Origin of the sequence: Pseudomonas asplenii (genome assembly GCF_900105475.1) — a bacterium.
Lineage (GTDB): Bacteria > Pseudomonadota > Gammaproteobacteria > Pseudomonadales > Pseudomonadaceae > Aquipseudomonas > Aquipseudomonas asplenii.
Map to the genome: position 1 here is coordinate 3,394,309 of NZ_LT629777.1, position 13,327 is coordinate 3,407,635.

The 13,327-nt window shown below is 63.0% G+C and carries 13 protein-coding genes; 7 read left to right on the forward strand and 6 right to left on the reverse strand.

The features are described from left to right. Window positions 1-15: 15 nt before the first annotated feature. The gene (locus BLU37_RS15600; protein ID WP_010450051.1) at window positions 16-603 is read right to left on the reverse strand and encodes a UPF0149 family protein; all 588 of its coding nucleotides are present in this window, start codon (window positions 601-603) and stop codon (window positions 16-18) included. 421 nt (window positions 604-1,024) lie between these two features. Between BLU37_RS15600 and recQ the strand changes: the two genes are divergently transcribed. The 4 genes from recQ to BLU37_RS15625 all read left to right on the forward strand — a co-directional run bounded on the left by recQ (window position 1,025) and on the right by BLU37_RS15625 (window position 6,400). Beyond that, window positions 1,025-3,154 carry a DNA helicase RecQ gene (gene recQ, locus BLU37_RS15605; RefSeq protein ID WP_090206323.1) on the forward strand — a complete coding sequence of 710 codons (2,130 nt, stop codon included), beginning with the start codon at window positions 1,025-1,027 and terminating at the stop codon, window positions 3,152-3,154. 152 nt (window positions 3,155-3,306) lie between these two features. After that, window positions 3,307-3,741: a MarR family transcriptional regulator gene (locus tag BLU37_RS15610; RefSeq protein ID WP_010450047.1), complete on the forward strand. Its 435-nt coding sequence runs from the start codon at window positions 3,307-3,309 to the stop codon at window positions 3,739-3,741. Window positions 3,742-3,869: 128 nt separating this feature from the next. Beyond that, a complete protein-coding gene (locus BLU37_RS29045; protein WP_172833025.1) occupies window positions 3,870-6,095 on the forward strand; it encodes a FimV/HubP family polar landmark protein in 2,226 nt (741 codons plus the stop codon). A 20-nt stretch (window positions 6,096-6,115) separates the two neighbouring features. Next, window positions 6,116-6,400, forward strand: coding sequence for a SelT/SelW/SelH family protein (locus BLU37_RS15625; protein WP_010450040.1), 285 nt, complete (start codon window positions 6,116-6,118; stop codon window positions 6,398-6,400). Window positions 6,401-6,452: 52 nt separating this feature from the next. Here the strand turns inward: BLU37_RS15625 and BLU37_RS15630 are convergent, their stop codons facing one another. The 3 genes from BLU37_RS15630 to BLU37_RS15640 form a co-directional block, all read right to left on the reverse strand. Next, on the reverse strand, window positions 6,453-6,749 hold the full coding sequence (locus BLU37_RS15630; protein WP_010450038.1) for a hypothetical protein: 297 nt from the start codon (window positions 6,747-6,749) through the stop codon (window positions 6,453-6,455). A 147-nt stretch (window positions 6,750-6,896) separates the two neighbouring features. Next, a complete protein-coding gene (locus BLU37_RS15635; protein ID WP_090206328.1) occupies window positions 6,897-7,787 on the reverse strand; it encodes a DMT family transporter in 891 nt (296 codons plus the stop codon). 78 nt (window positions 7,788-7,865) lie between these two features. Further along, on the reverse strand, window positions 7,866-8,624 hold the full coding sequence (locus tag BLU37_RS15640; RefSeq protein ID WP_090206331.1) for a helix-turn-helix transcriptional regulator: 759 nt from the start codon (window positions 8,622-8,624) through the stop codon (window positions 7,866-7,868). A gap of 144 nt (window positions 8,625-8,768) precedes the next feature. Here BLU37_RS15640 and BLU37_RS15645 point away from each other — a divergent pair, with 144 nt between their 5' ends. Further along, window positions 8,769-9,590: a UDP-2,3-diacylglucosamine diphosphatase gene (locus BLU37_RS15645; RefSeq protein ID WP_090206334.1), complete on the forward strand. Its 822-nt coding sequence runs from the start codon at window positions 8,769-8,771 to the stop codon at window positions 9,588-9,590. Between the two features lie 34 nt (window positions 9,591-9,624). Here BLU37_RS15645 and BLU37_RS15650 read toward each other — a convergent pair whose 3' ends face one another. After that, on the reverse strand, window positions 9,625-9,936 hold the full coding sequence (locus BLU37_RS15650; protein ID WP_010450030.1) for a DUF962 domain-containing protein: 312 nt from the start codon (window positions 9,934-9,936) through the stop codon (window positions 9,625-9,627). Window positions 9,937-10,096: 160 nt separating this feature from the next. On the opposite strand from BLU37_RS15650, the gene BLU37_RS15655 reads away from it, so the two are divergent. Further along, window positions 10,097-11,158: an AraC family transcriptional regulator gene (locus BLU37_RS15655; protein WP_026007890.1), complete on the forward strand. Its 1,062-nt coding sequence runs from the start codon at window positions 10,097-10,099 to the stop codon at window positions 11,156-11,158. Here the strand turns inward: BLU37_RS15655 and BLU37_RS15660 are convergent. Next, entirely contained in the window at window positions 11,115-12,569 is a 1,455-nt protein-coding gene (locus BLU37_RS15660) for a TrkH family potassium uptake protein (RefSeq protein WP_010450026.1), read from the reverse strand. The two genes, BLU37_RS15655 and BLU37_RS15660, sit on opposite strands and share 44 nt — an antisense overlap. Before the next feature lie 119 nt (window positions 12,570-12,688). On the opposite strand from BLU37_RS15660, the gene BLU37_RS15665 reads away from it, so the two are divergent. Further along, entirely contained in the window at window positions 12,689-13,249 is a 561-nt protein-coding gene (locus tag BLU37_RS15665; RefSeq protein ID WP_010450024.1) for an NAD(P)H nitroreductase, read from the forward strand. Window positions 13,250-13,327 lie beyond the last annotated feature (78 nt).

Here is a 13,327-nt window from a genome sequence, read left to right on the forward strand (position 1 = left end):
CGCCACCGCCGTGACTCAGTGGTGGCGAGGCTTGAGGATTGCCGGCTTCTCGTCGGGCGCATTGCACAGCAGGTAGAGGGCGGTCAGCGCTTCCGGGATCTGCACGATCATGTCGTCCATCAAGTTGGCATCGGCGGCGATGTCGGAGAACTCCGGTTGCTCATCGAACAGGCCCGAGCCGACCATGATCGGCAGAAGCATTTCGCTGACTTCTTCCTCGGCGGTTTCAAACCAGGCTTCCTCGCGCAGGAACACCCCTTCCATGAAGCCGATGCACCAGCCGCGCAGTTCGGAGTCATCCGGGTCGTCGCCCAGGTCGAGGTCACACGGCAGCTCGAACTCCTCGTCGGAGGCCAACTGGCGGGCGATATGGGCCTTGAGCTGGATCAGCGTGGCTTCGATCTCTTCGCGCTGGGCAGCATCCTTGTAGCGCGGCTCCTCGGCGAACAGTGCGTCGATCCATTCGCGATCCGGGACCACGTCGGCACAGATCGACAGCGCAGTCAGGTAACCGTGGGCGGCCACGTAGTCCAGCGCTTCTTCGTGCAGCTCGTCGGCGTCGAGGAAGGCTTGCAGGCGGGTGAGTTGCTCAGCGAAGGACATGAGGGGCTACCTTGGGAATAAACGATGCTGAATTCTAGGCGTTCTTGAGCCCGCAGGCCAGCAAACGCAACACTTTCCTGCGGATGAGGCGCTGTTCCAGGTGACGGACGGGCTTGCCCGCGTTGGGGTAGGCAGAGCCCAAAAAACCGTTTGGTGCGGCCTGCCAAGCGAGCGCAGCCCCCGGGTTTACGGCCATCTTGCGATCCGGCGCGGATGTACGGCGTCCTGGTCTGCCGCGAATTTTCCTCGGGACAAATGGCAAACCGACCGACATCCCCCTGACCCACCTGACGCTCGGGTATACTGCCGCGTTTTGTGGTGCCCTGCCGGTACGGACATCCTCGCTTACGTTTTTTTACGTGAAAGCGGCGAGTTTTCGACCAGCCTTGACCCAGGGTATCCCGGTGATTTTGGAGTGGCTATGCTCGAACAGGCTCAACGCGTCCTCAAGGACATCTTCGGTTACGACAGCTTTCGCGGTCGCCAGGGTGCCATTATTGAGCGCGTGGCCAGCGGCGGCGATGCCTTGGTGCTGATGCCGACCGGCGGCGGCAAATCCTTGTGTTTCCAGGTTCCGGCCCTGCTGCGTGACGGCTTGGCGGTGGTGGTATCGCCGTTGATCGCGTTGATGGACGATCAGGTCGCGACGCTGGAAGAACTCGGCGTTGCAGCGGCGGCACTGAACTCGACGCTGAGCGCCGAGCAGCAGCGCGAGCTGGCGGCGCGCATTCGCCGTGGCGAAGTGAAAATGCTCTACCTGGCGCCCGAGCGCCTGGTTCAGCCGCGCATGCTGGCGTTCCTGCAGAACCTCGATATTGCCCTGTTCGCCATCGACGAGGCGCATTGCGTTTCGCAATGGGGCCATGACTTCCGGCCCGAATACCTGCAGCTCGGTCAACTGGCCGAGCTGTTTCCCCATGTGCCGCGTATCGCGCTGACCGCCACCGCCGACAAGCGTACCCGCGAAGAAATCGTCAATCGCCTGCACCTGCAGAACGCCGAACGGTTTCTCTCTAGTTTCGATCGGCCGAACATCTTCTACCGCATCGTTCCCAAGGAGCAGCCACGCAAGCAGTTGCTGGCGTTCCTGTCGCAGCGCCGTGCCGACTCGGGGATCGTCTACTGCCTGTCGCGCAAGAAGGTCGATGAAGTTGCCGTGCTGCTCTGCGAGCAGGGCTTTCCGGCCTTGCCGTATCACGCCGGGCTGCCTTCTGAAACCCGGGCGGACAACCAGAGGCGTTTCCTCAACGAGGAAGGGTTGATCATGGTCGCGACCATTGCCTTCGGCATGGGTATCGACAAGTCCAACGTGCGGTTCGTTGCTCACCTCGACCTGCCCAAGTCCCTGGAAGCCTATTACCAGGAGACCGGTCGGGCCGGTCGCGATGGCTTGCCGGCAGATGCCTGGATGGCTTACGGCCTGCAGGATGTGGTGATGCTCAAGCAGATGTTGCAGAACTCCGAGGGTGACGAACGCCACAAGCGTCTGGAGCATCACAAGCTCGACGCGATGCTGGCACTGTGCGAAGAGACCCGCTGCCGTCGCCAGACGCTGCTGGCCTATTTCGACGAGGACATGCCGCAGCCCTGTGGTCACTGTGACAACTGTGTCGATGGCGTGCAGACCTGGGACGCCACCGAGCCCGCACGACAGGCGCTGTCGGCGATCTACCGGACCGGACAGCGTTATGGTGTCGGCCACCTGGTCGATGTGCTGCTGGGCAAGGAGAACGACAAGGTTCGCAGCTTCGGTCACCAGCACCTGGCGGTGTTCGGCGTGGGCAAGGCGCTCAGCGAGGGCGAGTGGCGTTCGCTGTTCCGCCAACTGGTGGCGCGGGGCTTGGCCGATATCGACCTCGAAGGCTATGGCGGCCTGCGCCTGAGTGACAACTGCAGGGCTCTGCTGCGGGGCGAGGTCACTCTGGAACTGCGTCGCGACCTCAAGCCGCAGACCGCCGCCAAGAGTGTCTCCGCCAGCCCGGCCAGCCAACTGGTACGTGGCGAGGAGCGCGAACAATGGGAAGCCCTGCGTGCCCTGCGCCGCAAGCTGGCCCAGGAACATGCCGTGCCGCCCTATGTCATCTTCCCCGACTCCACATTGCTGGAAATGCTCCGCAGCCAACCGACGACCATGGCGCATATGGCCAAGGTCAGCGGTGTCGGCGCACGCAAGCTGGAGCGTTATGGCGAGGCCTTCCTCGAGGTCCTGGGGGGCGAGGCGGAGACGCCCAAGGCGGTCGCCGATATCCGCCACGAACTGATCAGCCTGGCGCGTGCCGGCATGACCCCGTTGCAGATCGCCGGCCAGTTGCAGTGCTCGGAGAAGAATGTCTACACGCTGCTGGCCGAGGCCATCGGTCGCCAGCAGTTGTCCCTGGAGCAGGCATTGGATCTGCCCGAGGATCTGCTGGGCGAAATTCAGGATACCTTTCTCGATGGCGAGGGCGAGTTACCGGCCGTGAGCGAGATCGCCGAACGGTTCGTCGGGCGCGTGCCCGAAGGTGTGCTGTATTGCGTGCGGGCAGCCCTGCAAGCCGAATTCGAACTCTGAGGAATGGGAAATGGATATCCCCCGGTCTATCTCTGTTTTATTTGCGACAAGTCATGTTTACACGCAGCTCAAGTCTTGCCTCCAATCGGTCAGGCATGCTTAGCTGACTAATAATTAGTTTTGTCTATTTTCAGTCTGACCATGAGTTTTTTATGTCGTTAACCGATGAACACCGTTTTGGCATGCAACTGGCGCAAATGTCCCGTGGCTGGCGTGCCGAGTTGGATCGCCGCCTGGCCGGTCTGGGCTTGTCCCAGGCCCGTTGGCTGGTATTGCTGCACCTGGCACGTTTTTCCGAAGCGCCAACCCAGCGTGAACTTGCGCAAAGCGTCGGTGTGGAAGGGCCAACCCTGGCGCGCCTGCTCGACAGCCTGGAAACCCAGGGATTGGTGCAGCGCCACGCGGTGGTCGAGGACCGCCGCGCCAAGAAGATCGAACTCTGTGCCCCGGCGCGCCCCTTGATCGAGCAGATCGAGACCATTGCCACCGCCCTGCGCCATGAGTTGTTCGCAGGGGTCGACGAGGAGGAGTTGCGTATCAGCATGCGGGTTCACAGCCGGATCCTGGCGAACCTGGAAAAGTCCTGAGGCATTCCCGCTCTGCCGGATTTGGAGAATCCCTGGCCGGCAGACTATAAGATCTACTGGTTCTGTGTATTGTGTTGGCATTTCGACCCTGCGTGCAGCGGGGGGATGTCGGGCCTTAAGGGATACTCATGCTCGAGAGTTTGCAGTCCGCGTTGCGGTGTTCCACTGAAAAGCCCCAGGTGACTCCGGTTCGTCGGCATTGGATGGCGCTGGCAGCGCTGGCAGCGCTGGCAGCGCTGCATCCGGCACTGGCTTCGGCCATGGGCTTGGGAGACATCACGCTGCATTCGGCGCTCAGCCAGCCGCTCGATGCGCAAATCGCTCTGGTCGATCCCGGCGACCTGGCCGATGGCGAGCTCTCGGTCAGTCTGGCGACGCCCGAGGAGTTTGCTCAGGCGGGGGTCGAGCGGCTGTTCTTTCTCAACGACCTGCGGTTCACGCCGGTCCTGCAAGGCAGTCGCAGCTTCATTCGGGTGCAGTCGAACAAGCCGGTGAGCGAGCCGTTCCTGAATTTCCTGGTGCAAGTCAACCGGCCTAACGGTCGTCTGCTGCGCGAATACACGGTATTGCTCGATCCGCCGGGCAGCGGCAGCTATAGCCCGTCGACGCGTGCGGTCCAGGCCGAGCAGCCGCTCCCCAGCGCTGATGTGGCGCCGCCGCCGGCGACGCAAGGTAAACGCTATACCGTGACCAGGGGCGATAACCTCTGGACGATCGCCAAGCGCCTGAACGAAGCGGGCAGCAAGGCCAGTGTCAATGAATTGTCCCAGGGGATTCGTGCCCTCAATCCTGGCAGCGAGCGCCTGACCGTCGGGCAGAGCCTGTTGCTGCCGGATGTTGCCGTGGTGCCGGGCAGTGCCCCGGCGGCCGTTGCTCAGGCCCCCACGGCCTCAGCGGCCCCAGTGGTCGAAGCCGAGCGTAGCGCCGAACAACTGGCTGCAGCGACGCTGGAAAACCAGCAGTTGCAAAAAACCGTCGACGATTTGCAGGCTCGCCTGAAGTCCCAGGACGAGCAGATCGCCAGCGACCAGAAGCATCTGGGCGAGCTGGAGGCGCAGTTGGCGGAGTTCAAGACCAAGGCTGCTGCCCCGGTCGTCAGCCCGGCTCCGGTGGTTCCTTCTGCAGCTCCGGCTCCGGCGCCGGTGGTTGCCGAGCCGTCCGAAGGGACGAATTTGCTGCTACTGGCCGCGCTGGCCGTACTGCTTCTGTCGTTGGCGGCAGCCTTGATCGTGCGCCGTCGGCGCCGTTTGCCCGAGGTGGCGGTCGAACCGGCGCCACTGTTCCAGGACCCGCCACTGGTCAGTCGTGTCATACCGACGGTGGTGCCCAGCGTTCCGGCGCCACGGGTCGAGCCGGTGGTTGAGTCGCGCCGCGAGACCAGCGAAGTCCCGGATGCCCTGGAAGGGGTCAGTATCTATATCGCCTATGGTCGCTTCAACGAGGCTGCCGGGATCCTGCGCGAAGCCATACTCAAGGAGCCGCAGCGCACCGACTTGCGTCTGCGCCTGATGGATGTGCTGGCCCAGCAGGGTGATAACGCGGGCTACACGGTTGAAGAGCAGCACCTGCTGGACACCGGTTTCAGCGAGTCGACATTGCGTGACCTGCGGGCCAAGCATCCGAAACTGCACACGGCACCGGCACCGACGGCCATTGCCAAGGCCGTTGCTCCGGTGTCCGCTCCAGCCCCAATCGTCGCTCCCGCACCGGCACCAGCCCCTGCGCCTGTCAGCACTCCCGTCGCCGTGGCTGGCGCTGCGACGCTGGCCACACCGGTACTGGCGGCCGAGTGGATGAACGAGGCGTCAAAGGCTGAAACCGAGGCCACGCCGCTGGATGACGAATTCCAGCTCAATCTTGATGACCTGTCGATGGACTCCGACTGGGATCTGGTCAGCCCGTTCGACCATGCACTGCCGCAGCGCGGCAAGGCCGAGCCAGAGCCAGAGCCGCCGACGTTGTCCGGCAGCGATCCGCAGTTCGCCAGCAACCTCAACGAACTGCCGCATGTGTTCGAGATGCCCGACGAGCAGTTTCTCAGCGACTTCGCCGACCCTGAGCCCGAGCGGCCGGTTGAAACCGAACTGAGCCTGCCGCTGGCCGACGATACTCTGGATGACGAGTTCCTCGATGGTTTCATGGATGACAGTCAGCCCCTGGATATCGAGCCGCTGGAAGTGGATTTCGACAGCCTGGAGCGTGAGCAGGCTTCGGCCAGCAAGCTGGAGCAGGCGCAGACGCTGATCAATGTCGGTGACCTGGACCATGCCAGCCAGTTGTTGCACGAACTGCTCAGGGAGGGGGACGAGCCATTGAAGCAGACAGCCCGTACCCTGCTTGCCAGCATCCGCTAGCCGTGGAGTCCGAGTCCGTCATGAGCCCCGTCAAACCGGAAATCGTCATTACCTACTGCACTCAATGCCAGTGGCTGCTGCGTGCTGCCTGGCTGGCCCAGGAGTTGCTGAGCACCTTTGCTGACGACTTGGGCAAGGTTTCGCTGGAACCCGGGACTGGCGGCGTGTTTCGCATCACCTGCGACACGGTGCAGATCTGGGAGCGCAAGCTCGATGGCGGTTTTCCCGAGGCCAAGGTGCTCAAGCAACGGGTACGCGACCGGATCGATCCGCAGCGCGACCTGGGCCATAACGAGGTCCGTTGAGCGACGCCGGGATCAGGGCCGCCGGCTGGCGACCTGACCCCGGCGGATCGGTTCACTCAGTGCGGGTGAGCTTGGCCTTGATAAAACCGGCGACCAGGCTCAACACCGCGCCACCGATCCCGCCACTGGCGATCCCGCTGACAATCGAACCCAGGTCCATGTCGCCGACCGCACCGCCGAGACTGCCGTTGGTCACCGCCGAGAGCACCTGGCTGAGCACCACCCCACCGATACCACCGGCCAGTGAGTTGAACCAGGGACCCAGGGTGTACTTGTCGGTGGCTGCGCCGGCGATATTGCCGCCCACCGCACCGCTGACCAGTTGAATCAGGAGACTGATGAATTCCATGGATGAACCCTCCACAGTTTGAGTTGGAGGGCAACTGGCATCGAGCTACTACCTGGATCACTGCCGCCGTCGCCGAGCAGCCCTGCTATCCGGGAAACGACGGCTGAGCTGTTGCGGATGCATCCAGTATAGGACAGACGCCGATAATCAAGGGACTGCGACGATTTCCAGTTTTTTTCGCGGGCTTTTGGTGCCCAGCAGACTCGACAGTACGATCGCGACGATGATCAGCGCGCCGCCGAGCAACATGCGTGAGCTTGGGCTTTCGTCGAACAGCAGCCATGCGGCGGTAATCCCATACACCGGCTCCAGGGCGAAGACCACGGCGGCGGTGCGCGCCTTGATCACCGCCAGGCTGGCAACGAACAGGCTGTGGGCGACTGCGGTGCAGAACACGCCGAGCAGCCCCAGCCATAGCCAGTCCAGTGCGCGGACTTCGCCGAGGTCTGGCGCCGCCCAGGGCAGCAGGCACGCGGCGACCACCAGGTTCTGGCACAGCGCCGCCTGGACTGCGCCGACCCGCCCTGAGCCGGCCCGATTGTTCAGCGACAGCAGAGCGAACAGCAATCCGGACAACACGGACCAGAGCAGCCCGCTGGTGGCTTGGCTGGCAAGGTCGAAATCGGGGGTGACCAGCACCAGGCCGACACTGACCAGCAGCACCAGAAGGATTTCGTTCAGGCGGATGCGCTCACGAAAAATCACCCCTTCGAGGATCACGGTAAAGGCCGGGAAGCTGGCGAACCCCAGGGTGGCGATGGCGACGCCGGCGACTTTCACCGCGAGGAAGAAACTGACCCAGTGACCGGCCAGCAGCAGGCCACTGCCCACCAGGCGGCCCCAGTCCTGCGTCTGCAGGCGTTGCCAGCGGTGGTTGCGGGTGATGCCGGCAAACACCGCGAGGGCGAGCACGGCGAAGGTTGCACGACCAAAGACGATGATGGCGGGGGAAGCAGCGGCGAGTTTGCCGAATACGCCAGTCAGGCCGAACATCAGTGCGCCGATATGCAGGGCGCCGAGGGCGGAGCGGGGAGTCATCGCGATCCTTGAAAACAGTGATGCACAAGCCGGCAGTCTAGGGCGTGGGACACGGCGCTGTCTGTCGCGGGACTCGCGTCAGTTGTCGCCAGGCTCGCGGCGCAGGGCTGTGGGCGAGGCGCCGAATTCACGCAGGATGGCGGCACAGAACGCGCTCTGGGAGCTGTAGCCGACACGCAGGGCGATCTCACCGACTGGCAGCCCGGACTCGCGCAGCAGGCTCAGGGCCATTCGTAGACGGCGATGGCGCAGGTAATCCATCGGTGTCCGTCCGCACTCGGCCAGAAAGCGCGCATGTAACCGCGCGTTGGATAAGCCGGCCACGCGTGCCAGATCGGCCACTTGCAGTGGGCGCGCGGCGTAACGGTCGATATGGGCGTCCAGGGCCGCCATGGGCAGGCGTTTGCCCACGCTGACGGTCGAGGCCGGTGTATTCAGGCTGGCCAGCAGCAGTACCGCGCCTTGCCGGGCGATCAACGGGTCGTCCACCGGGCCGTTGGCGAGCCAGTCGACCAGACGGCCCTGGCTGGCATTGAGGGTCAGTGGCCCGGCCCGGTCGATCAGGCGCCGGCTGGCATCGGCATGCTCGCCCAGCGACTGGACGAGCCAGTGTTCATCCGGCACATCCAGCACCAGACAGCGGCTGCCATCCGGGCTGCCGCAGGTGTGATGGGCGTCGTAGGGGACGACCGCGACGCTCTGCTCCACGACTTGGCTGCCGCGCCCCTCGATTTCGAAGTCGAGCCGCCCGGACAGCCCGAACACCAGTTGAGCGTGTGCGTGGCTGTGGACAATCAACTCGTCGCTGTAGTGGCGCAGGGTCAGGAACGGTCCCATGGCGGTCTCCTCGGCAGGTTGCCAGTCTACACCGGATGATTGCGCCCGACGGTTGTCATCGATCGTTGTCACAAGAGTGTCGTGTGACTGTCATGGTCATTTCACCGCCGCAGTGCAAGCTCAGGAAAAATCCGGAGAATGCCCATGACCCGTGCGGAGCTCGCCAAACCCAGTCGCAAGCAGCGTGTGCGAACCCTGTGGATTTCCGATGTGCACCTTGGCACCCGCGATTGTCAGGCCGAGCATCTGTCGCAGTTTCTCAAGGGTTATCAAGCCGACCGCATCTATCTGGTGGGCGATATCATCGACGGCTGGAAGATGCGCGGCGGCATGTACTGGCCCCAGGCACATACCAACGTGATCCGCCGCCTGCTGACCATGAGCAAGCGCGGTACCGAGGTGATCTACGTCACCGGCAACCATGACGAATTCCTGCGTCGCTACTCGAAGCTGATCCTCGGCAACATCCAGTTGGTGGATGAAGCCGTGCACGTGACCGCCGATGGACGCAAGCTGCTGGTGATCCATGGTGACCAGTTCGATGTCATCACCCGTTATCACCGTTGGCTGGCGTTTCTCGGCGATTCGGCCTACGAGTTCACCCTGACCCTCAACCGCTGGCTGAACCATTGGCGGGCTCGCTACGGTTATGGCTACTGGTCGCTGTCGGCTTACCTCAAGCACAAGGTCAAGACCGCCGTCAGCTTCATCAGCGACTTCGAGGAGGCCATCGCCCACGAATGCGTCAAGCGCGGGCTCGATGGCGTGGTTTGCGGGCATATCCACCATGCCGAGATTCGTCGGGTCGGTGAAGTGGAATACTTGAACTGCGGCGACTGGGTCGAATCCTGCACTGCGCTGATCGAGCACTGGGATGGCACTGTCGAGTTGTATCGACTGGCCGATGCCCAGGCCAAAGAGGCTCAGCTCAAGCTGGACCTGCACAAGGTCACGCAGCCCGGCTGAAACCGGCCAATCCTTCCCGTGCCGCGGCCGGCTGCTAGAACGGCACCCGGCCCAGCAGCATGTCGCGGTACATGACGAAATCGCCCAGCAGGCTGTAGAAAGGATGCTGAAAGGTTGCCGGGCGATTCTTCTCGAAGAAAAAGTGCCCGACCCAGGCGAACCCGTAGCCGGCCAGCGGCAGCAGCGGTAGCAGGCCCCAGGCCGAACGCCCGATGATCAGGGCGAGAATGAAAATCACCAGGGTGGTTCCGACGAAATGCAGGCGGCGACAGGTGCTGTCGGCATGCTCGTTCAGGTAATACGGGTAAAACTCGGCAAAATTGCTGAATTTTCTGACGTTTTCCATTGAGTACACTCCGTACTTCGGATGGGCGCCTGGGACTGTTCCACAGGGAGTCTGTTCCAGTCTAGTGTCATTATTGTTCATCAGCAGTGACACTATGCGCCACGTTAGTATCCTTAAGCCATTAGTCGTAATATGAGACATACCCTGTAAAGAAAAGGCCATGGGCGAGAGAACGACTTCTGCAAGCTGGGCGATGGGGATAGTCAAGACGTTGGAAATGGAGGGGCTGGATTGTCGCGCCCTGTTCCAGCAGTTGGGGCTTGACTACGCCGCGCTGGACGATCCCGATGCGCGCTTTGCCCAGGACTCGATGACGCGTCTCTGGCAGCGTGCGGTGGAGCTGTCCGGCAACCCGGCAATCGGTCTGAACATGGGCAAGGTGGTACGTCCGGCCTCGTTCCATGTGGCCGGCTATGCGCTGATGTCCAGTCGCACCCTGGCCGAAGGGTTCATGCGTCTGGTGCGTTACCAGCGGATCATTGCCGAAAGCGCGGACCTGAGTTTTCGCCTTTTGCCCGAAGGTTATGCCCTGATCCTGACCGTGCACGGCGATCATCTGCCGCCGACCCGGCAGAGTGCCGAGGCCTCGCTGGCGTGTGCCCTGGCATTGTGTGGCTGGTTGACCGGTCGGACCTTGCAGCCGCGCAAGGTACTGGTCCAGGGCTCGCAGCCGCAGGATGTCGCTCCCTACAAGCAGGCATTCCATGCGCCGCTGGTATTCGATGCGCCCTACGATGCGCTGATTTTCGAGAAAGCCGACATGGAAGCACCGTTGCCGACCGCCAATGAAGCCATGGCGCTGCTGCACGATCGTTTCGCGGGGGAGTACCTGGCTCGTTTTTCCGGCAGCCGGGTGACCCACAAGGCTCGTCAGGTCTTGTGTCGGCTGTTGCCCCAGGGCGAGCCCAAGCGTGAGACCGTCGCGCAGACCCTGCATCTTTCCCAGCGTACCCTGCAACGGCGTTTGCAGGAGGAGGGCACCAGCTTCCAGACTCTGCTCGATGACACCCGTCGCGAACTGGCCGAGCAGTACCTGGCGCAACCGCGCATGGCCCTGCTGGAGGTTGCCTACCTGCTGGGGTTTGCCGATCCGAGCAATTTTTTCCGGGCATTTCGCCGCTGGTTCGAGGTCACGCCCGGCGAATACCGGGCGCGTCTGCAGGGCTCGGTGGTAGCGGTCAGTGACGCCAGAACGCCGGAATACACAACACGAACACTGTGATGATCTCCAGGCGGCCCAGCAGCATGCCCACGGAGAGGATCCACTTGGCGCCATCGGGCAGGCTGGCGAAGTTGCCGGATGGGCCGATCACTTCCCCCAGCCCCGGTCCGACCCCGGACACGGTGCTGGCGGCACCGGTCAGCGCAGTCATCCAGTCCAGCCCGATCAGCGACAAGGCCAGGGCAATGGCGCAGATGGTGATCGCGAAGAAAAAGGAAAAGGTCAGGATCGAGCGGACAATTTCCTCGTCGAGCCGATGGCCGTTGTACTTCTGCTTGATCACCGCCCTGGGGTGAATCAACTGGTTGAGGCTGGCCTTGAGCAGGATGTAGGCGACCTGGAAGCGGAAAATCTTGATCCCGCCCGCCGTCGAGCCGGAGCAGCCGCCGATGAAACCCAGATAGAAAAACAGCATCAGGGAGAAATTGCCCCACAGGCTGTAGTCACCCAGCGCGAAGCCGGTGGTGGTGACCACCGAGGTGACGTTCAGGGCCACGTGACGCAGGGCTTCTAGCCAGTGCAGGTCGGTGGTCCACCAGTACCAGGTGCCGAGGACCAGCCAGGTCACCAGCAGCAGCCCCAGCAACCCTTGCACCTGCTGATCCTTGAGCAGTGCCTTGCGGTGTCCTCGCAGGGTTGCGACATACAGGGTGAACGGCAGGCTGCCGAGAATCATCACCACCACCGCGACCCAGTGCACCGCCGGCTGGTGCCATTTGGCCAGGGATTGGTCGGAGGTCGAGAAGCCGCCGGTGGAAATCGCCGACATCGCGTGGTTGACCGCATCGAACAGGCTCATGCCGGCCCACCAGAAGGCCAGGGTGCCGAGGATGGTGATGCCGACGTAGGCGGTGACGATCAGTCTGGCCACCATATGCGAGCGCGGCATGACTTTCTGCGAGCGGTCCGAGGATTCGGTCTGGAACAGGCGCATGCCGCCGATACGCAGGAGCGGCAGGATCGCCACGGCCATGCCGATGAAGCCGATGCCGCCGAGCCAGTGCAGCAGCGAACGCCAGATCAGGATGCCGGGGGACATGTCGTCCAGGCCGCTGAGTACCGTCGAACCGGTGGCGGTGATGCCCGACATGCTTTCGAAGAAGGCGTCGGCGACGCTGGTGTGCAGGGTCAGCAGGAACGGCAGGGCGGCGAAGATGCACACCACCACCCAGCTCGAGACGGTGAGCAGGTACATGTCCCTTGGGCGCAGGTGCACCTGTTCGGGACGGCCCGGGATGACCAGGGCCAGGCCGGCAATGAAGGTGATGGTGCTGGCCCAGAGGAATGACGGCAGGTCGTTGGTTCGGTCGAAAATCACCAGGGTCAGCATGGGCACGATCATGCTGATGGCCAGGGTGATCAGGAAGATGCCGATGATGAAACCGATGATGCGCAGGGTCGGCAACGCCATGAAATAAGCTCTGGGCAAGGGAGGGCGGTCATTCTACCTGCGGGTATGCCCATGTAAACCGCCTGGGGCCACACGGATATGGCTAGAATAGCTGCACTTTTTTCCTCAGGAGGTGGCCGATGGAGGCTCTCGACAACTTGCTCAACCGTGTTTCCGCTCCGCGTCTGCTGGATCCAGCCCCCACGGCGGCCCAGCGCGAAGTGTTGTTCCGGGCGGCCATGCGCGCACCGGATCACGGGCAACTGCAGCCTTGGCGTTTCCTGACGGTGGAGGGGGCTGCTCGCGAGCAGTTGGGTCAACTGCTGGCCGAAGCGGTCGAGCAAACAGCGGGCGAAGTGTCTCAGGCCGCGCTCGACAAGGCCCACGCGATGCCTCTGCGGGCACCGCTGGTGGTGGTCGTGGTCGCGCGTTTGCAAGAACATTTCAAGGTGCCGAAGTCCGAACAACTGCTGGCTGCGGGCTGCGCGGCTCATGGCATTCTGTTGGCGGCGCACGCCCAGGGTATTGGCGCGGTCTGGCGTACGGGTGAGTTGTCCTACTCTCGACACGTGGCCAAAGGCCTGGGCTTGAGCGACGACGAGGAAGTGATTGCGTTCCTCTACCTGGGCACGCCGCAGAATGAACTGCGGGCGGCGCCGAAGGTAGAACTGGAAAAGTTCGTCAGCGCCTGGTCGGCTTGAAATATTCAGGCCTCTTCGCACAGGCGTGTCGTCCACATGGCTTGTGTACGCCTCCTGTAGGCGCAGGGCTTGCCCGCG